This window comes from Synechococcus sp. CB0101, assembly GCF_000179235.2.
GTDB lineage: Bacteria > Cyanobacteriota > Cyanobacteriia > PCC-6307 > Cyanobiaceae > Vulcanococcus.
The window spans coordinates 208598-235545 of sequence record NZ_CP039373.1; the positions used below are offsets into that span (position 1 = coordinate 208598).

Below are 26948 nucleotides of genomic sequence, written 5' to 3' on the forward strand. Positions count from 1 at the left end.
CCAAACCTGTGCCATGACCACCTCCATGCCTTCTCCGTCTCACCTGCAGCAATCCGGTTCTGAGTTCTGCATGGAACTCGAGAACGTCGGCATCAGCTACGGCGGCAATGAAGCCGTTAAGGGTGTGTACATGCAAATCCCCCGCGGTCAGGTCACAGCTTTCATCGGCCCATCCGGTTGCGGCAAGAGCACGGTGCTGCGGGCCCTGAACCGAATGAATGACCTGATCGAGGGATGCACGATCAAAGGTCGTGTGATTTTTGATGGTCAGGATCTCTATGCGCCGCAGGTTGACCCTGTGGAGGTGCGCCGCCGCATCGGCATGGTGTTCCAAAAACCCAATCCCTTCCCCAAAAGCATCTACGAAAACATCGCCTTCGGTGCCCGCATCAATGGCTACCGCGGTGATATGGACGAACTGGTGGAGCGCTCTCTGCGCAAGGCTGCCATCTGGGATGAGACCAAGGACAAACTCAAGGAAAGTGGCTATGCCCTCTCCGGTGGTCAGCAGCAGCGTCTGTGTATTGCCCGCGCCATTGCGATTGAGCCTGAGGTGATCCTGATGGATGAGCCTTGCTCGGCTCTTGACCCCATCTCAACCCTCAAGATCGAGGAGATGATGCATGAGCTCAAGAAGAGCTACACGATTGTGATCGTGACCCACAACATGCAACAGGCTGTGCGCGTGAGCGACATGACCGGCTTTTTCAACGTCACCCCCAAGGCTGATGGCGACGGCAAGGTGGGCTGTCTTGAGGAGTTTGCGGCCACGGAAACGATCTTCAATGCTCCAACGCAGCAGGCCACCCAGGATTATGTCTCGGGCCGGTTTGGCTGATCATGGTGAACACCAAATCGCTCTCCATGGCGTTAGCTTGTTGCATCACTGGTTGTTCCCTGTATGACTGAGTCTCCTGGGCCACTGTCGGGTGGGGAGGGGACCCACTCGCCCCTGGAGGGATTCAGCCATTACCGCGGTGACAACTGGACCCCTGAGCGGGTTGCTTTTCATCAGAACCTTGAACAATTCGCCGATCGTGTGGGCTTGATTGTTGGTCTCCAGGGCAATGGCAAGATCAGCCAAGAAGCCGCCTACGACGAAATCAAACAATTGTGGAATAGTCTGCGTGGTAGCCGCTCGTCTCTGCTTGAGCGCTAGGGAAACTCTGGACAAGCGGTGTTTGAGCGGCGGCAGCGAGCAGAAAGAGTGGTTTTGGCTGCAAATTGCCTCTGAGGCCATTTTTTGATGACCTTGGCTCACATATCCAGCCACTTTCGGCTGGTTTTGAGGCTAAATAGAGGTGTGCAGGCACACCAAGTCCCTGTTCACACTGTCGCGAGTAATTGTCGTCGGGCCTGGTACAGATTCGACAGTGCCGCAAGCACGTTGATTTTGCAGCGGTTCTTGGCCAAGCCTCGCAGCCGGGTCTTTTGAAAGCCGAACTGCTGCTTGATCACACGGAAGGGATGCTCAACCTTGGAGCGGATGTGAGCTTTGGCCGTCTCGATCAGATCCTGCACCCTCCCATCCGGGGTGTCAGGAAGAGCCCTGCGCGTGCCGGGCCGCATCGCCACTCTGAACTCCGCTGTCTTGCCAGCCATTTCTGGTCTCTTGGCGATGCCCTGGTAGCCAGCATCGCCGTACACCACCTCCTCATCTCCATGCAGTAGCTCAGCTGCCGGGGTGAGGTCGTGCACGTTGGCGGCGGTGACGACAACCGAATGGATCAGGCCTGAGTCCTTGTCAACGCCGGCGTGGACCTTCATGCCGAAGTACCACTGGTTGCCCTTTTTGGTCTGGTGCATCTCCGGATCCCGCTTCCCATCTTTGTTCTTGGTGGAGCTGGGCGCTGCGATCAAGGTGGCATCGACGATCGTGCCCTGACGCATGGTTACGCCCCGAGCGGCCAGGAGCGCTTTGACGGTGTCAAAAATCTGCTCACCCAGCCCATGCTTCTCAAGCAGATGGCGGAACGTGAGGATCGTGGTCTCGTCCGGGATCCGATCGCTGATCAGCTCGATGCCGGCAAAGCGGCGCATGGTGGGCACCTCGATCAAGGCCTCTTCCATGGCCGGATCGCTGAGGGAGTACCACTGCTGCAGCAGATGAATGCGCAGCATCGTTGCCAGCGGATAGGGAGGCCTGCCGCCTTTCTTGCTCGCCTTGGGGTAGTGCGGCTCGATCAGATCGATGAGTGCCTGCCAAGGCACCACAGCCTCCATCTCGGAGAGAAATTTCTCGCGCTTGGTGCGCTTCTTGGCCGTGGTCAGCTCATAGTCCGTGAAACCGAGCTGCTTGCCGCCCATCAACCCAGTCCTGGTCTGCGATTACAGGTTCATTTTCGCGCAGACGGGCTGGGTTTTCCAGAATTTCCCTAGGTCTGGGTTGTCTGGCCCGCTACATCACGGTGTACTTGCTTCGATCGCTTTCCCGGTAGCAGAGTTGCGCTATTCCCTGCCAGTCCTGGCGTGACGGATCACGTTCGCTTTCTGTTTGCGCTGGCTTCGGCCACCTGCATTCATGTCGCTGCACTCAGTCAGGGATTTGGCCTATCCAGCTTCGTCACCGGTGATATTCACCCCCATTTGCGTCCATTGATCGTTGCTCAGCCGTAATTCATTCCCCTGGTGGGGTGTAGCCCTGTTGGCTGCACTGCTCAGTGCGCTGTTGTTTGTCTGGGATCTCGGTGGGATCGGCTTGGTGGATGAAACACCGCCGCTGTTTGCCGCCTCAGCCCGCGGAATGGCCGAGAGCGGGGATTGGTTGATCCCCCAGGTCAACGGATTACCCCGCTACGACAAGCCCCCCTTGGTCTATTGGCTGATGGCTGCGCTCTATAGCCTTCCGGGCCAGGCGCGTTGGGATGCGCTGGGGTCTTGGTCGGCGGGATTGCCGTCCGCATTGGCATCGGCTGGCACGTTGCTGCTGGTGTGCCTGATGACGGCATGGTGGGAGCGCCGTGTTCTCGCTCGCACTCAGGGCCTCTGGTTGGTGGCGGGCCTGTCGTTTGGCCTGAGCCCTTTGGTGCTGCTCTGGAGCCGCATCGGTGTGAGCGACAGCCTGCTGACGGCCCTGGTGGCGTTGGCGATGTTGAGTTCCTGGTGGTCGTGCCATAGCACTCGGGTGCCCTGGTGGCTGTGTTGGTTAGCCCTTGGGCTCGCCACGCTCACCAAGGGGCCTGTGGCCTTGGTGCTGTTTGGCCTGGCTTGGGCTGGTTGCGCGCTGTTGGACCGCAACCCCGCTCAACTTTGGCGGGGTTTGCAGCCGCTACGGGGCCTGTTGATCACCGTGGTGGTGGCTGCCCCTTGGTATGGCGCCGCCCTCTGGCGAGAGGGATCAGCCTTTGCTCAGAGCTTTTTTGGCTACCACAACCTGCAGCGTTTCACCGAGGTGGTGAATCGCCATGCGGCTCCGTGGTGGTTCTACGGCGCGATGCTGCTGGTGGCCAGCCTTCCCTGGAGCCCGTTGGTTGTGCTCGGCCTATGGCGGGGCCTGCGCCGTGGGCCTGGGCTGCCTCGCTTTGCGGCCTGCTGGTTGTTGGCGGTGTTGCTGCTCTTCAGTGTCTCGGCGACCAAATTGCCGAGTTACTGGTTGCCAGCCACGCCCGCTGCGGCCTTGTTGGCCGCTTCGGTTTTGGCAGATCGCGATGCGGCTGTGCGCTGGTGTGTGCGCTTGGGTGCGCTGTGTTCCCTCAGCTTGGGCCTGGCTTTGCTGTTCACCCCGCAATGGCTCTCTGCGGTTGGCGATCCCGATCTGGTGGGTCTGGAGCAGGCGCTTTGGGCGTCTGGCGTGATCGCTCCGGCGCTGGTTTTGCTGGTGGCGGGAGGCTTGATCGCCCTTTGGTTCACGATGCCGACGCGAGCAGATCGGTGGGCCACGCCTGTGTTGGCTGTGCAGTTGAGTTGGCTGTTGCTGGTGCCGGCTCTGTATTGGCCACTGCTGCGTCTGGGTGATGGCTTGCGCAGCCAACCGCTCCGCTCCCTCGCGCTACAAGCCCGTGATTTGCAGGCTGCGGAACAGCTGCACGGGCAACCGATCGCGATGTTGGGAGTGATCCGGCCGAGCTTTCACTTCTATTCCCGGTCGCGGATCGCCTACGAAGGCTTCTCCGGCCAGGCGCTGGTGAATCTCGATGACCGCCTGCGTCGGGAACCCAGATTGCAGGCGCCTCACCCCAGCGACCGCATTCTCGTGGCAGCCCCGCTCAGCCTTGCCCAGCACCGCAACTGGGCGGCTCTGCTCAGTCGCCGGCTTGCACAACAGGGGCGCTTTGGGCTGTGGTGGTTGGATCGTCGCCAACTGGAGCGGAAGGCACAGGTGTTGGCACAGCGCCAGGGCTTGATTCCCACTTGGCAAGTGCCTCAGCCGGAGCGCTTCTGAGCGACCACAACTCCATCAGCTCCTGCTGCGCCACGGGGCCCTTGGCTTCGGCATCACGCTCGATGTAGCTGCCGTCAGGTTGCATCAGCCAGCCATGGGCATCGTCGAGATAAAGCTGCAACAACCACTCCAGTTGCAGGCTGATGTTGGGATCAAGCACCGGCACCACCGCTTCCACCCGGCGATCCAGATTGCGGGGCATCCAGTCGGCACTGCCGAGGAACAGCTCGGCTTCGCCGTTGTTGGCAAACCAGAAGAGGCGTGAATGCTCGAGCAGTCGTCCGATCACGCTGATCACGCGAATGTTCTCGCTCACTCCGGGCAGGCCGGGGCGCAGGCTGCACATGCCCCGCACCACCAGATCTACGCTCACCCCAGCTTGAGAGGCTTCATAGAGCAAGGCGATGATGCCTGGATCCACCAATGCATTCATCTTGGCTTTGATGGCGGCCGGCCGACCGGCGCGCGCGTGCTCGATCTCCCGCTGAATCAATTCCTGCATGCGCCGCCGCAGGGTCACGGGGGCCACCAATAGGCGGCGGAACTCCTGCTGCTTGGAGAAACCGGTGAGGTAGTTGAACAGATCCACCAGGTCGCTCACCAGCTCGTTGTTGCAGCTGAGGACGCCGAGATCGGTGTAAAGACTGGATGTTTTGGAGTTGTAGTTGCCCGTTCCGATGTGGCAGTAGCCCTGCAGGTTCTCCTGCTCGCGTCGCACCACCAGGGTGATTTTGGTGTGGGTCTTCAGGCCTAACACGCCGTACACCACATGCACACCGGAGCGCTCCAGTTGCCGGGCCCACTGGATGTTGTTGTCTTCGTCAAAGCGGGCCTTGAGTTCCACCAGGGTCATCACCTGCTTGCCGTTCTCGGCAGCGCGAATGAGGGCGGCAATGATCGGTGAGTTTTTCGACACGCGATAGAGCGTCATCTTGATCGCCAGCACGTGGGGATCATCAGCGGCTTGGTTGATGAACTCCTCCACGGAGGTGGAGAACAGATCAAACGGGTGATGCAGCAACACATCGCCGCGGCGGATCACGCGGAAGATGCTTTCAAAATCCTGGTATTGCAGCGAGCCATCCTCCAGCTGGCTGCTTTGGGTGGTGCGCAGCTGCTTGGGGGTTCGGCCCCGAAAAGGGGCGTCTTTGAGGTGGGGCGCGTTGATCGCCAGAAGGCCCATCAGATCATCCAAGCCGAGTGGGCCATTGATCCGGTACACGTCAAAGTCGTCCACCTCCATGCCGCGCATCAGCTGCTCCACCAGTTCAGCTGGCATCTCGTCGGCCACCTCCAGGCGCACCACTTCGCCCCCCATGCGCCGCTTGCGCAGGCCTTGCTCCAGAGCCTCCATCAGATCGTCGGCTTCGAGCTCCCGCAGCTCCAGATCGGCGTCACGGGTGACCCGGAAGAAGTGATGGCCTTCGATCAGCATCCCCGGGAATAGGCGCTGCAGGTTGAAGGCCACCAGCTGCTCCAGTGGCAAGCCCATGAACAGAGGTTGGGGTGTTCGCCCACCATGCAATTCAGGCGGGATGCTCACAAAGCGCGGCAGGTTTTTCTGGGGAACTTTGATCCGCGCGAATTGTTGTTGTTGGGTGTTGGGGTCACGAATGGTGACCGCAATGTTCAAGCTGAGATTGCTGATGAATGGAAATGGGTGGGCTGGGTCAACCGCCAGTGGGGTGAGAACGGGGAAGACACTGGTGTGGAAGTAGCTGTTGGCCCAGTCTTTCTGCTTGCGGGAGAGATCGTCGTAATCGAGCAGAAGAATGCCTTGCTCGGCCAGGCTGCTTTTGAGGCTGTGGCGGTAGTGATCCTGCTGCCGAAGCAGCAGAGGCTCGAGCTGCTCGCGGATCGCATCCAGTTGTTGTCTTGGCGTGCGTCCATCTTCACTAAGGCTTTGCACGCCTGCATGCAGCTGCGACTGCAATGAGGCCACCCGCACCATGAAGAATTCATCAAGGTTGTTGCTGAAGATGGCGCTGAACTTGGCCTGCTCCAGCAGAGGTGTGCGTGGATTCAGGGCCTGCGCCAGCACACGCTCGTTGAACTTGATCCAGCTCAGCTCACGGTTGAGATACAGCTCGTGGGCCAGCTGAGCGGAAGTCATGGATCGCCTGAGGGATGAATCTTTTGTAGGGGGCGAAGGTTGCGGTCAGGTTATGGCTTGGTTGGCTGGAGCAACCGCCTCAGTCGAACGGCCACATCCCAGCAGCGGGTGGATTCCGGGTGGTCGATCTCTTCACTCACCACGCTGATGTGGCAGAGGTTTGTGCGTGAATTCTTCCAGTGCATCGTCACCACAACAGCTTCAGCCTGGCAATGGCGCGGCAATCCCGCCTCCCGCAGCAGGAGGTAGCCATCGCGGCAATGTCGTTGCTGCAGTTCAAGGTCCAGGCTGCTGGCGATCAATGAGCGCAGGCGCAGGATGCTCGCCTGGTGCACCTTGGTCGTCCAAGCGAGTTCGGGCATGGCGAACGAGAGCCGGCCCCACTCACTCTCTCGCTGTCCTTGGCCGATGGGTGGTGTCGCCATGCACGTTGGCGTGTCGCCACCGTGATGGTGGATCTGCGGTTGTGCACCACACTGGCGGTGTCATTTGCAGTGCTCTCGGCTTGCGCGCGCATGCTGCCCTGCTCAGCGTTTGTGGCCTGGTCTTGGTGCTGTGCGCCGGGGGTGATCGGCCTGTGTGGTCGCTACCGGCCCAGGTGCTGTTGATGCGCCATGGCCACAAAGATCCCTCTGCCACGTCCTACAACCTTTCGCCCGCTGGTTTTCAGCGTGCGATCGCGTTGGCCAACGTGATCCCCGCTTGTTTTGGCGCGCCCACGCAGATCACCACCTATGCCCTCGATGACGAGACCAGCAAGAACGCCCGCAGCTATCAAACGGCCGTGCCGCTTGGTGTGGCCAGCGGTGTGAACATCCGGATTGATCGCACGTCGCTTCAGGATTCACGGCGCTCCGGCGAACAGATGCTCCTTGATCCATCCCTCCAGGGTGGTCTGCTGGTGCTTTTTTGGGAGCATCGGCATCTGCCTCTCTTGGCCGCTGGCCTGGGCTGGGCTGGGATGCCCCCGATTGCCGACGACGATTTCGACACCCTGTATCGATTGACCTACGCCAACAATTCCGCCACACCCTTGGTGAGGCGTTACAGCCAAGTTGCACTGCTGGATGGTTCGCAGCGCTGCTCCGCCCTCACTCCACGCATTCGGCCATGACTCCCGTTCCTGCTCGTTGCTTCGCCCCCCGTCGGCTAATCGCCTCCTTCACTGTGCTGGCCGGTTTGGCGGCACCGCTCACGGCTCGAGCTGAATCGGGGGCCTTGTCAGTGCCAACGCTCACCGCCGATCCCCTCAGCCGTGTGGTGGGGCTGCCGCCTGCTGCAGGAAGTGCAGCGGCACGGGAGGATCTGGCCATTCTGCTTTGGCTGCAACAGGCGCGTACTCCAGAGATTGTGAGTGGCAGTTGGGCGCTGCTGGAGCGCAATCCCACCGCCTTCAGCCGTGCTCTCGGTGTCGACATGGTGCGCACCACCCCTTTGCTGAATGCCGCACTCAAAGCTTTTCTCAAGCCGGTGGATGGCCTCAAGGATCAAATCAAGGACCGCGTGAATCGGCCCCGTCCATTTGTGAGTCATCCCCAGATCATTCCCTGCTTGCCTTTGGAGTCGAGTGCGTCGTTCCCCTCAGGACACTCCACCTGGTATCGCGCTGCCTCAGAGCTCTTGGCTGATCTGTTGCCCGAGCGGCGCTCCAGGCTGCTTGAGCTTGGGCGCCATGGCGGCAACAGCCGTGTGCTGTGCGGGATGCACTACCCCTCAGATGTGGAGGCCGGTCAGCGTCTCGGTGCTGCCGCGGCCAACCAGCTGATTCAGTCGCCCCAGTGGCGCGCGTTCAAAGCTGATCCAGCCGTGCAGGCTGAATTGGATCAGGTGCGCAAGGCGCCGGCTTCAGCTTTACCCGTGCTGGTGCATTGATGCGTCGCTGAGGGCGTGTGTTGCACAGCACAGGACAACACAGAAGCCCTCAATACCTTCGGCGTATCTGCCAACGCGCACCATGGCCGAGCGCTTTTTTCTAGAGCTTGAGTCACCCGAAACATCCTCATGGCCCCATGTGGTGGTGGTGGGAGGAGGTTTTGCTGGGTTACGGGTGTGCCGGGCACTCAAAGGCGCCAAGGTGCGTGTCACCTTGATCGACAAGCGCAACTTCAATCTCTTCGCACCGTTGCTGTATCAGGTGGCCACGGGATTGGTCTCCCGCGGTGATGTGGCGATCCCGCTGCGGATGCTCGTGGGTGATCAGGCCAATCTGCAGATCCTGTTGGGGGAGGTCACGCAGATTGATCCAGCTGAACGCAGCATTGCCTTCAACGGCACCCATCTGCGCTACGACCACCTGGTGCTCGCGACCGGTTCCGGCAGCACCTATCTCGGCCATGAGGAATGGCGGGCTTTAGCTCCGCCCATGAAAATTCTGGAGCACGCCGAGGAAATTCGCCGCCGTTTGCTCATGGCGCTTGAAGAAGCGGAGCGCACGGTGGATCCGAAGCAGCGCCAGTTTTTGCAAACCGTGGTGGTGGTGGGCAGTGGCCCCTCCGGCTGCGAATTGGCGGGCTCGGTTGCTGAGCTGATGCGGCGTGCATTGGCGAAGGATTTTCGCCGTGTCGATCCTGAACAGACCCGTGTGGTGCTGGTTGTCTCCGGTGGGCGTGTGCTCAAGGAGCTGCCCGAGTTGTTGTCGGAGGCTGCATCGGCAGACCTGCGCGCCAAGGGCATCGAGCTGGTTCCTGGCCGTGTTGTGGCCATGCAACCCGGCGAGGTGGTGATCCGCTGCGCTGATGAACAGGAGCTCCCAGTGCAGGCGGCCAATGTGTTCTGGACGGCTGGTGTGCGGGCTTCGAAGCTGGGCCAGCGCTTGGCGGATGCCACCGGTTGCGCGCTGGATCGTGGCGGGCGGGTGATCGTGGAGCCTGATTTCTCCATTGCCGGCTATCCCGACATCCGTGTGGTGGGTGACCTCTGCCACTACGCCCACGCCAGCTCAGACGGCCAAGCCATCCCCGGGATGGCGGGGCCTGCCACACAGATGGGCCAATGGGTGGGCCGGGAGATCCGCGCCCAGCTCGAAGGGCGCGCTCACGCCCCCTTCCGCTACGTGGATTTCGGCAGCATGGCTGTGCTGGGCCGCCTGAGTGCTGTGGCCAACCTGCGGGGCATCAAGCTCGCAGGCTTTCCGGGTTGGGTGCTCTGGGCCTTGGCCCACCTCGCGTTTATGCCCGACGACGAAAACCGCATCACCCTGCTGGTGAAGTGGCTGTGGGCGATCGTGAGTGAGCAGCGCAGTTCGTTGCTGATCACGGGTCTGCCCAATGATGTGCAACCAGGCCAGGGCACGGCTCCCTTCCCGATGGGCTGGGACAACGAACCTTCATTCGCTGATCTACTGGGTCCGATGGCGGAGGCGGTGGAGCAGTTCCAGCAGCGAGAGCAACAAAAAGCCTTGAGCGAATGTTGACCTTGCCTTAACGCAGAGCTTGATGATGCTTGCCATGGTCGAAGGGTCACGTCCCTTCCCATGGGCCACCCCAAGACCGTTCAGGCGTTCATTGAGGAAATACCCAGCTGGGACGACGGCGACCATCTGGCTGGTCCGCCGCTTTCCTCGATGCAGTGGCTGGTTTGGGGGCTCGCCACCGCTGGCAAGTTTTTCGAGGGCATGATCGTCTTCATGCAAGGCGTCGGCCTGCCCCTGATCAGTGAGGAGTTTGCGCTCACCGATATCGATAAGGGATTGATCACGGCGGCCACCCTGGCGGGAATCCTGTTTGGTGCCCTCTTCCTCGGTGGGCTCGCGGATCGGCTGGGCCGCAAACCTGTCTTCATCGGCGAGATGGTGTTGCTGTTGATCGCCTTGCTTGTGGCGGCCTTTGCGCCGTCCAAGGAGGTGTTGATCGGCAGCCTGTTCGTCACCGGCCTCGCTCTCGGTGCTGATTACCCCACGGCGCACCTGGTGATTTCGGAGAGCATTCCCGCCTCCATTCGTGGTCGGCTGGTGCTGGGTGCCTTCAGTTTTCAGGCCGTGGGTGCTGTACTCGGCACGGCCATCGCGGCCGTGATCTTGGGCGCGAAACCCGATCTCGATGCGTGGCGCCTGTTTTATCTCGTGCCGGTCATCCCGGTGGCAGCCGTGATCTGGGGGCGTCTGTTCCTGCCCGAAAGCAGTCATTGGTTGGTGACGCGCGGACTCACCGCCAAGGCTGAGAAGCAGTTGCGCAAGTTGCTCAACCGGCAGCATCTCCAACTCAAAAGCGTTCAAGTGGAGAGCGAGTCTGGGCGCCCTCAGCGCAAGGGTTCCTGGGAGCAGCTGTTCATCGGCAAGTATCTGCGGGGCACGATCCTTACCTCGCTTCCCTGGTTCCTGCAGGATCTGTCCACCTACGGGATCGGCATTTTCACACCCGTGATCATTGGCCTGGCCTTTGGAAAAGCCAGCCATGAACACAACGTGGCTTCCGTCATCCACGCCGATCTGATCGGTGCACGGGGCACCGCTCTGATTGATGTGGGCTTCCTCGTGGGAATTGCGGTGGCCATTGTGCTTGCCGATCGCTGGGGGCGTATCCCGCTTCAGGTGATCGGATTCATCGGCTGCGCCGTTGGCTTGTTGTTGGCGGCACTGGGTGGGGGAGGCAACCAATCCACGGATCATCTGGTGTTGATCGTGGCTGGTTTCTTGATCTTCCAGTTCATGACCAACTTCGGCCCCAACGCCACCACTTATCTCCTGGCTGGAGAGGTGTTCCCTACCCGCATCCGCGGCCTGGGTGCTGGCTTTGCTGCCGCGAGCGGCAAGGTTGGTGCAGTGCTCACCGCTTTTTTCTTCCCCACGTTGCTGAAATCCTGGGGCACGGAGCGGTTGTTGATGGTCCTGGTGATCACCTCCTTGCTGGGAGCGGTTGTGACCTGGCTCTACCGGATTGAAACCAAAGGTCTGGATATGGAAACGCTCTGAATCGCGTCATCCCGTTCTTCTCCTCTTTGCCACTGCCATGACCATCTCCCCTCAAGTTGCGCTGCCAGCCAGTTATGGCGATGCCCAGCGCACCGGTCTGACCTCGGATGACCTATTCGACGGCATTACCGAGCATCTGTTCTTCAGCCAGGGGGCGAGCACGTCGTCTCCCAGCGATCACGACCTGTACATGGCGCTGAGCTACGCCGTGCGTGATCGCCTGATGGCACGGCATCTGGCCTACAAGGATCTGCAGCGCCAACATCCCACCAAATCGGTGGCCTATCTATCGGCCGAATTCCTGATTGGCCCCCAGCTCGGGAACAACCTGCTGATGTTGGGGATCCGGCAGGAGGCCCAAGACGCGATGGCCCGTTTTGGGGTGAGCAATCTCGACCGCATCCTGGCGGTGGAGGAGGAGCCGGGTCTGGGCAACGGAGGGCTTGGCCGGCTGGCTGCTTGTTATGTGGAGTCGCTGGCCAGCCTGGAGATTCCGGCGACGGGTTATGGCATTCGCTACGAATTCGGCATCTTCGATCAGCTGATTGAAAACGGCTGGCAGGTGGAGATCACCGATAAGTGGCTGAAGGGCGGTTGGCCCTGGGAGGTGGTGTATCCCTACAAATCGTGCCGTGTTGGTTTCGGCGGCAGCACCCGCACCTTTCACGACAGCGACGGTCGGCTGCGGGTGCGATGGGAACCAGCGGAGCAAGCCCTGGGGATCCCTCACGATGTGCCCGTGCTCGGCTATGGGGTGAACACCTGCGGGCGGGTGCGGCTGTGGCGGGCCGTGGCTACGGAGAGCTTTGATTTCCGTGCTTTCAACAGTGGTGATTATCACGCTGCTGTGGAAGACAAGGTGAATAGTGAAACGCTCTCCAAGGTGTTGTATCCCAACGACGGCACCGACGCGGGGCGCCGCCTGCGGCTCAAGCAGCAGCATTTCTTTGTGAGCTGTTCGCTGCAGGACATGTTGCGCAGCCTGCAGGAGCGGGAGATCCCCATTGCCGAGTTTGAGCATCACTGGACGGTGCAGCTCAACGACACCCACCCAGCGATCGCGGTGGCTGAATTAATGCGATTGCTGGTGGATGAGCATCAGCTGGATTGGGATCAGGCCTGGGGGATCACGACCCGCTCGCTGGCTTACACCAACCACACCCTGCTACCAGAGGCTCTGGAGTGCTGGGGCTTGGGCCTGTTCGCGAGTTTGCTGCCGCGGCATCTGCAGATCATCTTTGAACTCAACAGCCGATTCCTGCAACAGGTGCGGCTGCGCTATCCCGGCCGCGACGACATCCTCAGCCGTGTATCGCTGATTGATGAGCGTGGCGGTAAAGCGGTGCGGATGGCTCACCTGGCTGCGCTTGGCTCCCATCACATCAACGGTGTAGCGGCATTGCACAGCCAGCTGGTGCAGCGTGATCTCTTCCCGGAGTTTGCGGCTCTATGGCCTGAGAAATTCACCAACGTCACCAACGGTGTGACGCCGCGCCGGTGGCTGGCTCTGGCCAATCCGCCCTTGGCTGCTCTGCTTGGCGAGTGTTTGGGGCAGGGCTGGCCCGTGCAGCCGCAGCGCTGGAGCGAGCTGGAGCGGCTCGCTGATGATTCGAGTTTCCTGGATCGTTGGGGGGCCTGTAAGCTGGCGGCCAAGCGCCAGCTCTCGAGCTTGATCGCCGAGCGTCATGACTTGCTGGTGGATCCCACCTCACTGTTTGATGTGCAGGTGAAGCGGATTCATGAATACAAGCGTCAGCACCTCAACGCTCTGCAGGTCATTGCTCGCTATTTGCGCATCAAGAAGGGCCTCACCGAAGGAATGGTGCCGCGCACGGTGGTATTCGCCGGTAAAGCGGCTCCTGGTTACTACTTGGCCAAGCTGATCATCCGCCTGATCAACGGCATTGCGGATGTGGTGAACCGCGACCCGGATTGCAAAGATCTGCTGAAGGTGGTGTTCCTTGCTGATTTCAATGTGAAATTGGCAGAGAAGATCTATCCGGCCGCTGATCTGTCGGAGCAGATCTCCACCGCTGGCCTTGAAGCCTCCGGTACCGGCAACATGAAATTCATGATGAACGGTGCTATCACCCTGGGCACCCTCGATGGCGCGAATGTCGAGATCCTTGAGCAGGTGGGCCATGAACACTTTGAGTTGTTCGGGCTGAGCACCGATGAAGTAGCTGCCTGGCGTGATTCGGGCTATCGGCCCTGGGAGGTGCTGCAGGGTTTGCCGATGCTGCAGGAGGTCGTTGAACTGCTCTATTCCGGTCACTTCAGCGAGGGCGACCGTGGCCTGTTTGCCCCCTTGCTGGATGGCCTTCTGCACTCGGATCCCTTCTTTGTGCTGGGTGATTTCGATGCTTATCAACAGGCGCAACAACGGATCGATGGCCGTTGGCTGGATCCGACCGGTTGGCGGCGATCATCCCTGATGAACACGGCGCGCAGCGGCTTCTTCTCCTCGGATCGCTCCGTTCAGGAGTATGCCGACCGTGTTTGGAAGGTGAAGCCTCTGCCCGTGGAGCTGGCCTGCTCCTTGGCGGAACAGCCCGCTGCATCGACATCCGACTGATCCTGAGACCATGGCAGCTCAAGACAGCACCCGCGCCTGGCTCGATGCCGTCGGCCGCTTGCCCCAGGGATCGTCGCGGCTGGTGATCAGCCGCGGCCAGCAGATTCGGGCGGCCGACGATCCCCAGGCCACCCCAGCCCAGCGCCGTGCGGCTGCCAGGGCACGCAGCCGCATGATCAAAGAGAACCTCCGCCTGGTGGTGTGTATTGCGAAGCCCTATCACGCTCGCATTCAGAGAAGTTCAGCGCTTGAGTTTTCGGATCTGCTTCAGGCCGGCACGATCGGTCTGATTCGTGCCGTGGAGAAATTTGACCCCGCCTTGGGCTATTCCTTTTCCACCTATGCCAGCTGGTGGATTCGCCAGGCGATTCGCCGTGAGATTGAGGCGAGCGAGAGTTCCATCCGCCTCTCAGCACGTCAGCAACAGATGCGGCTCAAAGCCCACTTTGCGCCGCCGGGCCTGAGCCACGATGAACTGGCTGAGTATCTGGGTGTGGAGCCGCGCCAGCTGAAGGAGCTGCAGGAGGCCTGGCGTGCATCGCAGGTGGATAGTCTCGATCGCCCGATCGAGATGGGGAACGACCAGCTCAAGTTGAGTGATTCTCTTGCGGCGCCCCTGAATCGTTCGCTGGATCATCAGGATCTGCAGGATGTCGCTGCGCGGTTTCGCCGCAAAGCACCCAGTGAGATCGCCGTATTCGATCGGTTGGCGCAGGGCGAAAGCCAGAGTGAGGTGGCCCGCAGCATGGGCATCACCCGTCAGGCATTGAATCGCCGCTTGGAGCGGGCCAGCAAACGTCTCCGCTTGGTGGATCCTTCTGCCCGCGAGTTGCTCGCCGATCTGGCCTGAATCAGCCCTGCGGCAGCAAAGGCCCACCCCCCAGGCGCCGCACGCTCACGATCGCGGGCCTTGGCGCGCGGCCCGGCACCCCGAAGGCCAGTTCGACCCCAGTGGCACCGTTCGTAGCTGATCAAAGCGTTGACCCGAACGATCTTCCAAGGTGAAGGCTTGGTGTTCGATCTGCTGACGTTGGTGACAGCCGTGTTGTTCGCCTGGATGCTGCACCGCCAGGAACAGCGTGTGTTCCTCGGGGTCAAAACAGGGCCCGCAGAGCTCGGCTTCGATCGGACCGTTGGCAAACAGCACAGCTTCCTGTTGTGCTGATGCAGTTCGGGGGAGGATCCAACAGGCGTTCTTGCCAAAGACGTCGCTTTGAGCACTGCTAAAGGATCGATCAGTCACCATCCAGACATTGCCCTGACGATCGATGGCCAGGTTGTCGGGGTTGGCAAATCCCAGGCCTCCCTCCCACGGCGTTCCACCGGTGGCGGCCATCCGCCATTGCAGGCTGCCGCCGGGTTTGGTGTTGTCGGCTGGAGCGTCGGTCATTCGCATCACCCAACCGAATGGCCAGGGCGTTTCACCCTTTGGACCACGGAAGATGGCGGGGTCAGGATTGCCCGTTTCATCGGATCCACCCATGGTGAAGGTGATCAACAGATCGCCGCTGATGGGATCGAGGTCGGTATCTTCCGGCCGGGCTGTCGGGGTGGCACCGATCGCGTTGGCCGCCAGATGGGCATCGATCAGGATCGCCCCCTGCTGTTCATCGCCCTCGCCGCTGTAGAGATCAGCCAATGTCTGGAATTGGGCGCAGTAGCGCTGTCGATCGGCGTCTGTGCGTAGACGTTCGGCTCCGGCACGGCTGCGATCACGGTGGGGAACCTCCACGCTGGATGGACTGCCGAACCGTTCGTAATGCGAAGGGTTGAGGGGGGCAACCGCCGTCTGCGGAGCCAGCAGCAGCCAGCGTCCTGTGCCATCCGCAGCGAGCTGCGCCACCTCCAGTCGTCCGTTTTCCAGGAGCCGTGAGTTATCAGGATCCTGGGGATCGAACACCCGCTCGCGGCTCACGAAGCGGTAGAGGTGCCCGCTGTGCCGATCGCAGGCTGAGTAGACGATCAGCGGCTCACCGGCCTTGGCGCGTACGGCCACCGCTTCATGACGGAAGCGCCCCAGCCAGGTGTGCTTGATCGCTGGTTGGTTGGGATTCTGGGGATCAACTTCCACCATCCAGCCGTATTTGTTGCCGGCCAGTCCAAAGGGATTCCCCAGGCCCCCAATGCGTTGGCGACTGAATTGGAAGGGGCATCCCGCTGGGTCTGCCGAGCTGCCATCGGCGTATACCGCTTCGGGCACCTGGGTTTGGAAATTTTCTTCGGCCGATAGCACGGTTCCCCAGGGTGTTTGTCCTCCGGCGCAGTTGGCGAAAGTGCCGATGATCTGATCGCCGAGGCCGTCGTCGTAGCCCAGGCGATTGCGCCGGCGAAACACCGCCGCTGCCGGCCCGGTGCTGCGCAATCTTTGGCTTGGATTCTTCAGGCCGCTCAGGCCATGGATCCGTCGCTCCAGCGCTGTGGGTTCATGGCGCCAACCCCCGCCTGTTTCGCGCCGCAGGCTGGCCACACCAATTCCGAGATCTTCGAGAGCGGCCGAGGCCACTTGCACCGCCAGGGTGCGCAACGCGGCATCTGCCGGAAGCGCGGGGATGTGGGCTCGACCACCGGCCTCCTTGAGACGTTCCTCCAGTGCTGCAAACGGCAGGTTGGTGCCATGGGCGTCGAGATAGCCCTCGCGCCAGGTCAGTGCACTGATGTATTCGAAGTTGATCGTGAGCAAAGCACGATCTGGATTCAAGGGCGTGAAGGCGAGGTAGTCGTTGTTGAAGCCCATCACGCCCTCGCCAAGCGGATCTCCCCAGCTCAGCAACACATCGGCGCGGAATCCGGCGGGTACGTCGACCCGGTCGTGGAGTGTGGTGCGTTGATAGCTCAGGCGTTGCTGGGCGGCATCGAGCCCATCGCTGGGCAACGGGATTGGCCCTCGGATCGAGGGCCATCGCGCGGTTGGGCCTGGCCGGGCTGAAACAGGGTGATGGCCCCCTGTCCCTACGGCAGCGCCTGCCGCGCTGAGGCCTAACAATTCGAGCAGCGTCCGCCTCTTCATCTGCGCTCGCTTCCTGCCTGCTCCGGCGTGCACTGGCTGGAGCGACGTGGCCGTAGGAGTGCCAACCGGGTGGTCTGGAAGGGATTGCGATTGTCGTCGCTCACCAGCATCAGGCTCGGTTGTCCAGGCGACAGCGTGGGACCCATGCTGAGGCCTTCCCAGTTTTCCGGAGTCAAGCCGCTCGTTTGCAGATCCCACTGCTGCAAGGGCTGCTCCAGATTTTGTGCCCTGGGGAGCCGATACAGGCGCAGTTGATTGCTCCATTGCAAGGGGTCTTGGTAGCGGCGCCAGAGGGTGAGCAGCAGGGGTGGCTGTGGCCCAGCCGGATGCAGCACCACAAGATCGGTCAGCCCCCAGTCGCCCCCCGCCGGCGCGGCCAACGCGCCCTGCTCGCTGGTCTCTGGCGGATCTCGCTGTGGGTCGCGGCCGGCGGGCCAGTGCCAGCGCAGCAAGCGAACCTGATTCGCAGGGTCCTGGCGGAGCGGTCGCTCCGCGGCCATCAGCAGGGCCAGGGGTTCGCTGGAGCGGCTGAGCCGTGCCAATGACTCCGGACCTGCATTGCTTTCTAGGCCTTGTTGCCAGGCTGGGGGCAGGGGGAATGAGGCCTGGAGGTTTCCGTTGCTGAGGGAGAACCGCAACAGCTGCGGTTCGCGCTCAGGGCTGCGCCGGCCTTCGGTGGCGATCCAGGCCTGATCAGCCTCGATCACCAGGCCTTCGCTATCCAATTGTTGGGTCACCGATGGCGGCACTTGGAGTTGCAGGCTCCTGATGCGGCGGGGTTGGCGCCCTTCCAATGGCAACGTCCAGGAGCTGAGCTCGCCTTCCGGCAGGTCGCTCAACAGCCAGACGCGATGCGTGGCGGGTTCGATTTGGATTGCGGAATAGCCGCCACCTGGAGCCGGCAAGGGCAGATCCTGCTGAACAGTCCAACCCGCTGCCAATGGGCAGGGCAGAAGCTGGCTGATCAGTCCCCAGCCGGGCCCCAGCAGCAGTGGCGGCAGCCAGTCAGTCATGGCTGCTGCCGGGATGACTGGGGGCGTCGGCTCGGCACAGTCGCGTTTGCACCCGCAGGCGTTGCAATTCCCGTTCCATCAGCTCCGCCAGATCGCGATCGAGGGGTTTGCTTCGTTTCCAGTGGCCGTCGAGCCAGCCTTGCACTTGTCCAGGTGCCAGATCGAGATAGCGGGCGAGACATTGCTGCACCACAAAGCGCTCATGGGGATGGGGCTGGCAGCGCAGCTCCACACACCACTGCGGCGGTTCGCGATCACCGCACTCCACGCGCCGGAGGCTGTCGAGGGTGGCGAGCACGGTGATGGCATCCCCCGCCAACAACGACCAATCCAGGGGCGGAATCGCGCGGGCCTGTGGACGATGCTGGCGCTGGTGACGCAACACCGTCATGCCGTAGCCGTTTTCCACCCGCGCGACTGTGAGCCCGCACAGCTGATCATCCGGCTCAATCCTGTAGCGCACCACCAGGTGGTTCACGCCTTTGATCTGCAACACCCGCTCAACGCGTTCACCAAAGGCTGTTGCCACCAGTGCGTCAGCGGCCAGATCCACCGCCGAGATCACCGTGACCCCACCGAGCATTTGCCCGAGTTGATCGCTCGCTTCCATCGCATGGGCGAGCACGGCGAGCCTGCATGTTGGATCCTTCTGTTGCAGGGCCAGGGCAGCATGCACGTTGCTCAGCAAGTGGTTGCTCAGCAGTCCAATCCCCACCACCTGGCTGTTGTTCAAGCGCTCCAGTTCACGATCGAGAGCGGTCATCCCCTCGCTGAGGCTGGCGGTTTGAACACCGATGCGTTCGCTTCCCAGCAGCGTTCGAATCGGCTCCACCACCTCTGGCCCATCCACGATCACCACCTGTCGGCTGCCGCCTTTGACACGGTCCCGGCGGCGTAAGCCCAAGCGCTCTGTGAGCAGGCGCTCGAGGATCAGGGCCACCAGGGCCGATGTGAGCAGGGTTCCCAGGAGGGCATAACTGAGCCCAGCCAGCAAATGCCACAGGCTGCGCTGACTCAGCAGCATCACGGGGTCAACGAATTCACCCTGCAACAGCCCCAGGGTGATCAACAGCGCCCGCTGCCAACTCCCCGCCTGCCCGGAGAACAGGGCCAGGCCCAGCACGATGGCGGCGAGAACGAGTGGAGCCACCCAGCTCATCGGTTGCCACGCCAGGGAGCGCCAGCGCGGTTGCCAGCGCAGGATCTTGATTGGCAGTTGCCACCAGTTGGAGCCTTTGGCGTGTTGCACAGCGCTGCCCCTTTGGCGCACGGTGATCCAGAGGTCGGATGGGGCACCGCCGTTGGCGCGCATTCGCCTGCAGGCCAGGGCAGTCGCTGCTTCCGCTTGGCTCACCACGCTGATGGTTTCGTCTTCGCCGTGGGTGTCGAGCTGAATCAATCCCTCATGGGGTTGCACAGCACTCGCCACGGCTCCGGCGGTGAGCACCAGGGGGTCGACAACCGCCACTTTGGGGAGCCGTTGCTCCAGAAGCTGGCCGATGGATTGCTCACCGGATCTGGAGCGGACCACCACGTCGGCATCCGGATTTAAAACGCGCACCTGCAGGGCGGCCTCAAGATTCACCTGGCTATCGGCGCTGAGCAGCAACACGGATCGGCACTGGCGCACCCCCGCGCGCTCGAGCACCTGGGCCTGGCGCATATCCCCTTGCACCACCAGGCTGATCCGTTGGCTGAGGTCCGCTCGCCGCCATTGAGGAGAGTGCAAGTCAACCGCCCTCAGCGGCACGTCGAAGGGCAGCAGACGTTCCAGACAAGCCTGACCCAGCGCACCCAGCCCGCAGATCAGAACAGCCCCATCCCCGATCGACACCCTGGCTCAAACCCGTCGCCATCACCGTAGAAACCGCCTCAGCGGCTGTCCTTCACCGTCCCTTTATCAAAAGTCGGCAAGGTGGTGCAAGGTGCATCAGTTGCATGAACTCTGGTCTGCTTCACACCATGCAGGCCCTGGCCAGCAGCTTGCCCCTGCGTGTTCTGGCGCCGGGCGAGCTGTTGTTTGAAGCGGGTGAACCGGGTGATTCGATCTTCTGTGTAATCAGCGGCTCGGTTGAGCTGCGTTGGGGCGCTGATGGGATGGAGCAGTTTGGTCCGGGCGAGGTGGTTGGGGTCGGTGCTTTGGTGAGCGACAACCATCGCCGGCACGGCACTGCTCGGGCATTGGAGGCCAGCGAGCTGATCGAAATGGGCCGTGAGCAGTTTTTGTTTGCGGTGCAGGAAACGCCCATGTTTGCCATCGAACTGATGGCCAGCCTCGAGCGCCGTTTGCACCGCTTAGAGGATGAATAGGTCGGCCGTGGTTCAACGCCGCGGTGCGGTCCAATCCTCAAACCAGCCGCGCCGCCAGAGGTAGAGCGCCTGGATCGTGGCAATCGCACCCATGAGCACGAGTGAGGCGATGTAGCCGTAACGCCAGTGCAGCTCGGGCATGTTGTCGAAGTTCATGCCATAGATCCCGGCGATGAACGTGAGCGGGGCAAAGATCGTGGAAACGATCGTGAGCGTTTTCATGATCTGGTTCATGCGATTGCCGGTGCTCGCCATATGCGCCTCGGTCACCGCATCGCACTGATGGCGCAGGATTTCACAGCTGTCAAAAATCTGCTCCACGTTTTGGGCCATCTCCTGGAACCCCAGCAGGCCATCGGGCCCCATCACCGGTTGGTTCTGGCGTAAAAACAGCAGGATCTGATGGCGCAGCGGCCACAATTGCTGGCGGATGCGCCTCAGGTTCGTTCGCAGTTGGTAGGCGCGCGTTAACACCCGAGGCCGGGGATCGCGCAGGGCCGCCTCTTCCAGGTCATCCAGCCGGTTAGCCATCTGCTCGAGCATCGGGAAGATGCCATCGAGGATGTTGTCCACCATGTAGTGGAGCAGATCGTCGAGGTCTTCAGCGGCGGCCACTGGCGTTTTGTGCATCAGCCAATCGGTGAGCGAGGCAAATGGTTCACCGCTTGGTGCCTCTTCAATCGAAATCAGGCAGTTGTGGGTGAGCAGCATGCTCACTTGATCACTCACAAGGTTGAGGGGATCTCTGGAGAAGCGCAGCCGGTGCAGCACCACGGCGATCACATCGCCCATGGAATCCACTCGGGTGGATTGTGGGGTGTCGAGCACCAGCGGGCTGAAGGCTGAGGGGATCCGGCATAGCTCGAGGGCCTCGCGGATCAGGTGCGGTTGCCCCATGCCAGTGATCCGCAGCCAGATCGGCACCCGTTGGCTGAGGAGATCCTGCAGTTGCTGTTGGCTGATCAGCCGGCAGAGCTGTGGACCCTCTGGCCACAGCACCAAGGCGGAGAAGCTCGTGGGTGCGCGCCCGCCGGCCAGGTACAGGCTGTTGGGCATCTGGCCCGGTCGCTCTTCCAGCCGCCGTGAGTCGAGCGAGCCCGGCGTTGGCCTCAGTTGGGGGAGGCTTTGCATGGGGTCGTTCGCTCATCCATCGGCAACGGTGCCAGCTGCTGTGAACCGCTGGATGTGAGCGTCCACACGGGTGGGCGGTGTTGTCTGCCACAGCCCACCCCGCTCCAATCCATTCGAATCAGGTGGCAACAGCCAGCCTATTGATGGACAGCGTTTTGAACTGGCTTCCCTCAGTGGCCAGTTGCATGGCGATCCAGGCCTTCTGCCTCGGTGTGTTGCACGTGTTGGATCCCGCTCATCCGCCTTCAGATCTTCAGAATCTGCACCGAATGAGTGGCAAAACCTCGCCTACTGTGGTCAAGAGTGGTTTGAAGCCCCGTGTCTGAACGGCCCGGTCTGCAAGACGATCTCCAGAGCCTGGAGCGTTTTCGCGACTGGCTTCAGAGCCTTGTTGCGGCGCAGCAACCGCTTGAAGAATGGTCGATGAGTCGGGAGCAGTTGCGTGAGCGCTGGCTCCCTCGCTTGCAGGAGCGCGACCACTTCGCGAGCAGCCTCTACTTCTGAGGTTTGGCGAGGCCTTCCGCCAGCGACTGGCTCAGTTGGCGGTGAAACTGCTGGTAATCACCGCTGCTGAGCAGCGTGCGTCGTGTGGCCTCATGCCGGCAGGCCGCTTGCAGTAAGCCAAACAGCATCAGTGCCTCCTGTTGGTTGAGGCAGAGGAGATGTTGTGTGGATGGCTGATCGGCGATGCGGCTGGCGTTGTCCGCTGCCAGTGGTTCTCGGATCAGTGTGGACAGCTTCACGCAGGAAGACTTTTTCCAGGAACGTAGCAGCGCTCGTGTTCACCTCCGAAGCCATAACCTCCTCTTAACTCCTTAACCTCTTGATTGTGTTCAGAGTGAGCCTTTCGCAGCTTTGCGCGGTGGGCGATCTCGATCACGCTGTGCTGTCCGGTGGAGAGAGTTGTGGCGCCTATGCGTCGTTTCTGCTCGAGCAACGGGCGCGCCGTTTGGTGGCCTTGCAGCTGGATGTGCTGGCTGACCGCGATCCTGAGCCGCTGCACCAACTGAGGGTGTGCTGCCGTCAGATCCGCAGCACGGTGGAGCAATTCCAGGCCGCCCTGGAGTTGCCCGAGCAGGTGAGCGCCCAGCGCCTAGCCCGGATCGGTTCCGATCTCGGCCTGGCCCGCGATCTCGATGTGATGCGCGATCAGCTGCAGCAGCGCTGGTTGCCTCTGCTGCCGGAGCGGGAGCAGGCCCCCCTGCGCAAAGTGCTCAAACAGCTGAAGCGCGAACGCAAGCTGGCCTTCGCGATCACCACCGACACCCTCAAAGGGCGCCGCTATCTGAAGCTCCTGGCCCGGCTGCAGGCCTGGTTGCGAGAGCCTTCGATCACCCCGATGGGTGCTGAGCCGATCGCGGATTGGATGCCTGAGCTGCAGCAGGTGGTGTTGGCTGGCCTGTTCACGCTTCCCGGCTGGTGGGTGGAGCGACCCCACGAGGAGGAGGGGGCCCAGGCCTTGCATCAGCTGCGGCGCCGCATCAAGCGTGCTCGCTATGGCCTGGTCAATCTCAGCGCGTTGGCCCCGGAGCTTGATGAGCCCTGGCTACATCAGCTCAAGCAGATGCAGACCACCCTCGGTGAGCTGCAAGACCTGCGCGTGCTGATGCACGCCCTCGAGCGCCTGCTTGAGGAGCGCCCGGATGCGGCGCTGCCCAGCCTCTGCAGCCTGATCCTCGAGGCCCGTGATCAGGCTTGGAGCAGCTGGCTGGCTGCCTCGGCTGAGCTGCGCACGGCACCGGGGCGGCACCGCCTGCTGAGCCTGGCGCTCAACCGCTAACCCAGCCTTAACCCAGCCTCTACCCGAGCTTTGCTCAAGGGCTGGTGATGCTCCATACAGTCCGCGGGTCCCGTCGGCACAACAGCTCGATGGTTTACACGCCAAGCGGTCAGCAAGGTCTTCGCAGCTCGCTCGAAGATGTTTATCAGCGCCGCGATCTGGTGCATCTGGGAGCCGGTAGCAAGGTTCCTCTGCTGCGCAATCACGTGTGGTTGGTGACCCGCGGCATGGTCAAGCTCAGCTGCATGAATGAGCAGGGCGACGACCTGCTGCTGGGTCTGGCTGGCCCCAACGAGATCTTTGGTGAACCCCTCACCAACATTGATCTCTATGAGGCCACCACCATCGGCGACAGCGATCTGCTCTGTCTGCCGATGGATGAGATCGAATCCACGCCGCATCTGGCCATCACCCTGGTGAAGGCGATGACCAGCCGCATGCGTCAGTCGGAAGCGCTGATTGCGCTGCTCGGCCTGCGCCGCATCGAAGAGCGGGTGCGCGGATTCCTTGAGCTGCTCGCCCAGGATTACGGCCAGCCCTGCGATCAGGGTCTGCTGCTCAACCTGCGCCTCACCCATCAGGACATCGCCAATGCCCTGAGCACCACCCGCGTCACTGTGACCCGGGTGCTGGGGCTGCTGCGGGAAGAGGGTTGGCTGCAGCTCGACGACCAGCGTCAGCTGGTGGTGAGCCACCTGCCGCGGGGCTGATCGCTCAGGCGGCGCGCGGCACGAGCAATTCGAGCAGCGCGCCGCCCTCGGGGTGGTTACTGGCCCGCACCATCCCTCCTTGGGAGAGGGCAATCTGTTGCACGATTGCCAGGCCGAGCCCGCTGCCACTGCGCGGTGAACGCGCCCGGGAGGGATCGCCGCGGTAGAAGCGCTGGAACATCCGCTCCAGATCGGTGTCGCTCAGGCCAGGGCCGTGGTCGCGCACCGACACCATGCACCAGCGGTTGCGGGCGCTGATCTCCACTTCAATCGCCGCCTGATCGGGGCTGTAGCGCAGGGCGTTGTCGAGCAGGTTGAGCAGGGCCTGATGGAAGCGGGCCGGATCGATCGCCGCCTGGGCACTGTTGTCTGCTGCCGCGGGGCTCAGCTTCAGCGCCACGCCGCGTTCGCAGGCCATGGGCTCGAGGGTGCTCCACACCTGGCTCAACAGCGCTGCTGGATCCACCACCGCCTGCGGGTTGGATTCGGTGAAAGGGGTGTTGTCGAGGCGGGAGAGGTCGAGCAGATCGCTCACCAGCACCTGCAGCCGCTCCAGTTCCCGCTGCAAGCGTTGCACCAGCACCGCTTGGCGGCCGTCGGCCTTGATGGCCAGGCTGTCGCCCACCAAGCGCAGGGCGGTGAGGGGGGTTTTCAATTCGTGGGCCACATCGCTCACCCACTGCTCCTGGCGCTCGAGCTGGCTCTCCAGTGGGTTGCGCCCCTGCAGCACCACGGCCACCCAGCCGGCGTCGCCCGGCATCACCCGCACATCCAGATTGCTGCTGCGCAACGGCCAGGAGCTGCGCTGGGCCACCCCTTTCTCCCGTGCCAGGTTCACCAGGTGCAGCAGCTCATCGGAGGGATCGAGCAGCGCAAACGGTTCACCCCGCAGCCCCAGGCCGGAATCCTCGAGTTCGAGGAGCCATTCGGCGCGGGGATTGAGACCGCCGATGCGGTTATCGCCGTTGATCAGCAACCATCCCTGCGGCATCTCCTCCATCCACTCCCGGAGCTGAGCGTCGGGTGGATCGAGGGGGCTTCTGCGGCTGCGCCGCTTCAGGCGCGGCTTGCGTTTCAGCCAGAGGGCCAGGCCGGCGCCAGCGCCGCCGCCGATCAGGAAGGCCAGGGCATGGGTTGCGCTCACCGGTCAGCCGAAGCGGTAGCCAAAGCCGCGCACGGTCACCAGCTTGGCGGGGGTGGAGGGATCGTCCTCAATCTTTTCGCGCAACCAGCGGATGTGCACGTCCACGGTTTTGCTGTCGCCGATGTAGTCCACCCCCCACACCTGCTCGATCAGTTGCTCGCGGCTCCACACCCGCCGTGGGTTCTGCATGAACAGCTCCAGCAGCTTGTATTCCTTGGGTGAGAGGCGAATCTCGATTCCGGCGCGGGTGACCCGGCATTCACCGGGATAGAGCTGCAGATCCAGGTGCTCGAGGCTGCTGGTGGTGGGCAGCGGTGTGCGCTGGCGCCGCAGCAGGGCGCGGCAACGGGCCACCAGTTCTCGCATCCCGAAGGGTTTGATCAGGTAGTCGTCGGCCCCCACTTCAAGGCCGAGCACCCGATCGGTTTCGGTGTCGCGGGCACTCACCACCAGGATCAGTGGAGGCGTGCTGCCTTGGCGGAGCTGGCGGCAGAGATCAAGGCCGTTGATGCCCGGCAGCATCAGGTCGAGCACCACAAGGTCGTAGCTGTCACGGCTGAGCAGGTCCCAGGCGCTGCGGCCATTGGTGGCGGCCGTGACAGCGAAGCCTTCCATTTCCAGGGCCTCAGCCACGGTTTCCCGGATGGTGTCGTCGTCCTCCACCACCAGCAGCCGCGCCATGGGGGTGGCGTCGTCAACCTGATTCATGCGCCAATTCTGGGCGTGACCCCCTGTGTTGCTCGATACCAAGCCAAGGGAAGATCCCTCGCGTGCCTCAATCCGCGCTGGCGTCGGAGTGGAGGCTGCACTGGGTGAGCGAAGGATCGGTGAGGCGTTCCAGCACCCGCTGTAGATCAACCGGTGAGAGTTCACCGTTTTGACCCCATTTGAGGCTGGTGCTCGAGGCAGACACCTGGGGGTGGGCGTCAGCGGGCTGGTTGTTGGGGGTGAGATCGGCGTGCATGCCGCTCGTTCTGTGCTGGAACGCACACTAAGTCGGCTAGGGGCTGGTGGGGTTCTGTTAAGCACCAGCCCCGCACGGGTTCAGGCCGCCTGCAGTTCAGCGGGCCGATAGGGCATGAAGTTGGCCTTGCGGGTGCCGCAGATCGGGCAGGTCCAGTCGTCGGGGATGGCTTCAAAGGGGGTGCCGGCTGCCAGGCCCGAATCGGGGTCGGCCACGGCGGGGTCGTATATCACGCCGCACACCTTGCAGATCCAAAGGCCGCTCACTGGTGTTGCGGCCTCGCCGGCGCTGCCCTTGCCCTGCAGTGCTTCAAGGGCGACGCTGTAGCGATCGGCGTGATGGTGTTCCACCGGTGTGAGCAAGCCGAAGTTGCGCGCGGCGGTGCGGAAGATGCCGGCGTGCTCCTGCGATTCGCTGATCTGCTCGTTGAATTCCGCTTCAGCGCCGCTGTCGCGGTCGCTGCGGGCCTGGGCGGCGAACTCCGGGTACATCGTTGTGTACTCATAGGTCTCGCCCTCGATGGCCAGCTCCAGGCAGCGGCTGAGCACGGCTTGCTTTTGCTCGTCGCTCAGGGCAGCGGGGTCCTCCACCACCAGCTCGGGGTGCAGCAGGCGGAAGTGCGCGAAGGCGTGCTCGGTTTCCTGATTGGCGGTGTCGCGGAACAGCTTGGCCAATTCGCTGTTGCCGAGCTGTTTGGCCACATCGGCGAAGAACAGATATTTGCGGTTGGCCATGCTTTCGCCGCCGAAAGCAGCCTCGAGATTGGCCTGAGTGCCGGGTTTGGAGAGATCCATGGTTGGTGGTGCGCGCCTGGCGCGTGGGTCGATGCAGCGAGCATAACCCGCCTAAAGCGAAGTCGGTCCGACTTCGTGATCAATGGGGTCAGTGGTCAGCGTCGGCGGGCCTGGTTA

24 protein-coding genes and 1 pseudogene are annotated in these 26948 nt (G+C 62.2%); 13 read left to right on the forward strand and 12 right to left on the reverse strand.

What is annotated here, in order from left to right:
• Positions 1-13 precede the first annotated feature (13 nt).
• Entirely contained in the window at positions 14-838 is an 825-nt protein-coding gene (pstB, locus tag CB0101_RS01190; RefSeq protein ID WP_010309587.1) for a phosphate ABC transporter ATP-binding protein PstB, read from the forward strand.
• A 63-nt stretch (positions 839-901) separates the two neighbouring features.
• A complete protein-coding gene (locus CB0101_RS01195; RefSeq protein ID WP_136643924.1) occupies positions 902-1159 on the forward strand; it encodes a hypothetical protein in 258 nt (85 codons plus the stop codon).
• Between the two features lie 167 nt (positions 1160-1326).
• Here the strand turns inward: CB0101_RS01195 and CB0101_RS01200 are convergent, their stop codons facing one another.
• Positions 1327-2307, reverse strand: a complete 981-nt coding sequence (locus tag CB0101_RS01200) for an IS5 family transposase (protein ID WP_136643901.1) — start codon at positions 2305-2307, stop codon at positions 1327-1329.
• A 436-nt stretch (positions 2308-2743) separates the two neighbouring features.
• On the opposite strand from CB0101_RS01200, the pseudogene CB0101_RS15585 reads away from it, so the two are divergent.
• Positions 2744-3298 (forward strand): annotated as a pseudogene (locus CB0101_RS15585) (ArnT family glycosyltransferase); the annotation flags it as partial.
• Between the two features lie 943 nt (positions 3299-4241).
• On the opposite strand, the gene ppk1 reads toward CB0101_RS15585, so the two are convergent.
• Positions 4242-6494, reverse strand: coding sequence for a polyphosphate kinase 1 (ppk1, locus tag CB0101_RS01210; RefSeq protein ID WP_010309567.1), 2253 nt, complete (start codon positions 6492-6494; stop codon positions 4242-4244).
• Between the two features lie 50 nt (positions 6495-6544).
• Positions 6545-6856 (reverse strand): hypothetical protein, encoded by a 312-nt coding sequence (locus CB0101_RS01215; protein WP_010309565.1) that lies wholly within the window; start codon positions 6854-6856, stop codon positions 6545-6547.
• A gap of 143 nt (positions 6857-6999) precedes the next feature.
• Here CB0101_RS01215 and CB0101_RS01220 point away from each other — a divergent pair, with 143 nt between their 5' ends.
• The 6 genes from CB0101_RS01220 to CB0101_RS01245 all read left to right on the forward strand — a co-directional run bounded on the left by CB0101_RS01220 (position 7000) and on the right by CB0101_RS01245 (position 14828).
• Positions 7000-7608 (forward strand): hypothetical protein, encoded by a 609-nt coding sequence (locus CB0101_RS01220; protein ID WP_010309564.1) that lies wholly within the window; start codon positions 7000-7002, stop codon positions 7606-7608.
• On the forward strand, positions 7605-8366 hold the full coding sequence (locus tag CB0101_RS01225) for a phosphatase PAP2 family protein (RefSeq protein ID WP_071778135.1): 762 nt from the start codon (positions 7605-7607) through the stop codon (positions 8364-8366). The genes CB0101_RS01220 and CB0101_RS01225 overlap by 4 nt, the downstream gene beginning before the upstream one ends.
• A gap of 82 nt (positions 8367-8448) precedes the next feature.
• Positions 8449-9906 (forward strand): NAD(P)/FAD-dependent oxidoreductase, encoded by a 1458-nt coding sequence (locus CB0101_RS01230; RefSeq protein WP_010309559.1) that lies wholly within the window; start codon positions 8449-8451, stop codon positions 9904-9906.
• 60 nt (positions 9907-9966) lie between these two features.
• Positions 9967-11403, forward strand: coding sequence for an MFS transporter (locus CB0101_RS01235; protein WP_010309557.1), 1437 nt, complete (start codon positions 9967-9969; stop codon positions 11401-11403).
• A gap of 37 nt (positions 11404-11440) precedes the next feature.
• Complete coding sequence (locus tag CB0101_RS01240) at positions 11441-13978, forward strand: glycogen/starch/alpha-glucan phosphorylase (RefSeq protein WP_010309553.1); 2538 nt, start codon at positions 11441-11443, stop codon at positions 13976-13978.
• Between the two features lie 10 nt (positions 13979-13988).
• Positions 13989-14828: a sigma-70 family RNA polymerase sigma factor gene (locus CB0101_RS01245; RefSeq protein ID WP_010309550.1), complete on the forward strand. Its 840-nt coding sequence runs from the start codon at positions 13989-13991 to the stop codon at positions 14826-14828.
• A gap of 45 nt (positions 14829-14873) precedes the next feature.
• Here CB0101_RS01245 and CB0101_RS01250 read toward each other — a convergent pair whose 3' ends face one another.
• From CB0101_RS01250 to CB0101_RS01260, 3 genes are all read right to left on the reverse strand, one after another.
• The gene (locus CB0101_RS01250; RefSeq protein ID WP_010309547.1) at positions 14874-16850 is read right to left on the reverse strand and encodes an alkaline phosphatase PhoX; all 1977 of its coding nucleotides are present in this window, start codon (positions 16848-16850) and stop codon (positions 14874-14876) included.
• 131 nt (positions 16851-16981) lie between these two features.
• Positions 16982-17998 (reverse strand): esterase-like activity of phytase family protein, encoded by a 1017-nt coding sequence (locus tag CB0101_RS01255; RefSeq protein WP_010309545.1) that lies wholly within the window; start codon positions 17996-17998, stop codon positions 16982-16984.
• Positions 17991-19832, reverse strand: coding sequence for an NAD-binding protein (locus tag CB0101_RS01260; protein ID WP_010309543.1), 1842 nt, complete (start codon positions 19830-19832; stop codon positions 17991-17993). Before CB0101_RS01260 ends, CB0101_RS01255 begins: the two co-directional genes overlap by 8 nt.
• 104 nt (positions 19833-19936) lie before the next feature.
• Between CB0101_RS01260 and CB0101_RS01265 the strand changes: the two genes are divergently transcribed.
• Positions 19937-20308 (forward strand): Crp/Fnr family transcriptional regulator, encoded by a 372-nt coding sequence (locus CB0101_RS01265; RefSeq protein ID WP_010309541.1) that lies wholly within the window; start codon positions 19937-19939, stop codon positions 20306-20308.
• 12 nt (positions 20309-20320) lie between these two features.
• Here CB0101_RS01265 and corA read toward each other — a convergent pair whose 3' ends face one another.
• Positions 20321-21439, reverse strand: a complete 1119-nt coding sequence (corA, locus tag CB0101_RS01270) for a magnesium/cobalt transporter CorA (protein WP_029553011.1) — start codon at positions 21437-21439, stop codon at positions 20321-20323.
• A 318-nt stretch (positions 21440-21757) separates the two neighbouring features.
• On the opposite strand from corA, the gene CB0101_RS01275 reads away from it, so the two are divergent.
• Positions 21758-21943, forward strand: coding sequence for a hypothetical protein (locus CB0101_RS01275; protein ID WP_010309537.1), 186 nt, complete (start codon positions 21758-21760; stop codon positions 21941-21943).
• Here the strand turns inward: CB0101_RS01275 and CB0101_RS01280 are convergent.
• The gene (locus CB0101_RS01280) at positions 21934-22182 is read right to left on the reverse strand and encodes a hypothetical protein (protein ID WP_010309534.1); all 249 of its coding nucleotides are present in this window, start codon (positions 22180-22182) and stop codon (positions 21934-21936) included. The genes CB0101_RS01275 and CB0101_RS01280 overlap by 10 nt on opposite strands.
• A gap of 119 nt (positions 22183-22301) precedes the next feature.
• On the opposite strand from CB0101_RS01280, the gene CB0101_RS01285 reads away from it, so the two are divergent.
• Together CB0101_RS01285 and CB0101_RS01290 are read left to right on the forward strand one after the other, a co-directional pair.
• Positions 22302-23219, forward strand: coding sequence for a CHAD domain-containing protein (locus tag CB0101_RS01285; protein WP_029553010.1), 918 nt, complete (start codon positions 22302-22304; stop codon positions 23217-23219).
• Positions 23220-23308: 89 nt separating this feature from the next.
• Positions 23309-23929 carry a Crp/Fnr family transcriptional regulator gene (locus CB0101_RS01290; RefSeq protein ID WP_010309528.1) on the forward strand — a complete coding sequence of 207 codons (621 nt, stop codon included), beginning with the start codon at positions 23309-23311 and terminating at the stop codon, positions 23927-23929.
• A gap of 4 nt (positions 23930-23933) precedes the next feature.
• Here the strand turns inward: CB0101_RS01290 and CB0101_RS01295 are convergent, their stop codons facing one another.
• The 4 genes from CB0101_RS01295 to CB0101_RS15785 form a co-directional block, all read right to left on the reverse strand.
• Positions 23934-25073 (reverse strand): cell wall metabolism sensor histidine kinase WalK, encoded by a 1140-nt coding sequence (locus CB0101_RS01295; RefSeq protein WP_010309525.1) that lies wholly within the window; start codon positions 25071-25073, stop codon positions 23934-23936.
• Between the two features lie 3 nt (positions 25074-25076).
• Positions 25077-25781 carry a response regulator transcription factor gene (locus tag CB0101_RS01300; protein ID WP_010309522.1) on the reverse strand — a complete coding sequence of 235 codons (705 nt, stop codon included), beginning with the start codon at positions 25779-25781 and terminating at the stop codon, positions 25077-25079.
• 67 nt (positions 25782-25848) lie between these two features.
• Positions 25849-26037, reverse strand: a complete 189-nt coding sequence (locus CB0101_RS01305) for a hypothetical protein (protein WP_010309520.1) — start codon at positions 26035-26037, stop codon at positions 25849-25851.
• A gap of 80 nt (positions 26038-26117) precedes the next feature.
• Complete coding sequence (locus tag CB0101_RS15785; protein ID WP_010309517.1) at positions 26118-26831, reverse strand: rubrerythrin family protein; 714 nt, start codon at positions 26829-26831, stop codon at positions 26118-26120.
• Between the last annotated feature and the right edge of the window lie 117 nt (positions 26832-26948).

Coding starts and splice junctions, on each gene's coding strand:
- pstB (WP_010309587.1), top strand. CDS start 14: ATGACCACCTCCATGCCTTCTCCGTCTCACCTGCAGCAATCCGGTTCT.
- CB0101_RS01195 (WP_136643924.1), top strand. CDS start 902: ATGACTGAGTCTCCTGGGCCACTGTCGGGTGGGGAGGGGACCCACTCG.
- CB0101_RS01200 (WP_136643901.1), bottom strand. CDS start 2,307: ATGGGCGGCAAGCAGCTCGGTTTCACGGACTATGAGCTGACCACGGCC.
- ppk1 (WP_010309567.1), bottom strand. CDS start 6,494: ATGACTTCCGCTCAGCTGGCCCACGAGCTGTATCTCAACCGTGAGCTG.
- CB0101_RS01215 (WP_010309565.1), bottom strand. CDS start 6,856: ATGCCCGAACTCGCTTGGACGACCAAGGTGCACCAGGCGAGCATCCTG.
- CB0101_RS01225 (WP_071778135.1), top strand. CDS start 7,605: ATGACTCCCGTTCCTGCTCGTTGCTTCGCCCCCCGTCGGCTAATCGCC.
- CB0101_RS01230 (WP_010309559.1), top strand. CDS start 8,449: ATGGCCGAGCGCTTTTTTCTAGAGCTTGAGTCACCCGAAACATCCTCA.
- CB0101_RS01235 (WP_010309557.1), top strand. CDS start 9,967: ATGGGCCACCCCAAGACCGTTCAGGCGTTCATTGAGGAAATACCCAGC.
- CB0101_RS01240 (WP_010309553.1), top strand. CDS start 11,441: ATGACCATCTCCCCTCAAGTTGCGCTGCCAGCCAGTTATGGCGATGCC.
- CB0101_RS01245 (WP_010309550.1), top strand. CDS start 13,989: ATGGCAGCTCAAGACAGCACCCGCGCCTGGCTCGATGCCGTCGGCCGC.
- CB0101_RS01255 (WP_010309545.1), bottom strand. CDS start 17,998: ATGACTGACTGGCTGCCGCCACTGCTGCTGGGGCCCGGCTGGGGACTG.
- CB0101_RS01265 (WP_010309541.1), top strand. CDS start 19,937: ATGAACTCTGGTCTGCTTCACACCATGCAGGCCCTGGCCAGCAGCTTG.
- corA (WP_029553011.1), bottom strand. CDS start 21,439: ATGCAAAGCCTCCCCCAACTGAGGCCAACGCCGGGCTCGCTCGACTCA.
- CB0101_RS01290 (WP_010309528.1), top strand. CDS start 23,309: ATGGTTTACACGCCAAGCGGTCAGCAAGGTCTTCGCAGCTCGCTCGAA.
- CB0101_RS01300 (WP_010309522.1), bottom strand. CDS start 25,781: ATGAATCAGGTTGACGACGCCACCCCCATGGCGCGGCTGCTGGTGGTG.
- CB0101_RS01305 (WP_010309520.1), bottom strand. CDS start 26,037: ATGCACGCCGATCTCACCCCCAACAACCAGCCCGCTGACGCCCACCCC.
- CB0101_RS15785 (WP_010309517.1), bottom strand. CDS start 26,831: ATGGATCTCTCCAAACCCGGCACTCAGGCCAATCTCGAGGCTGCTTTC.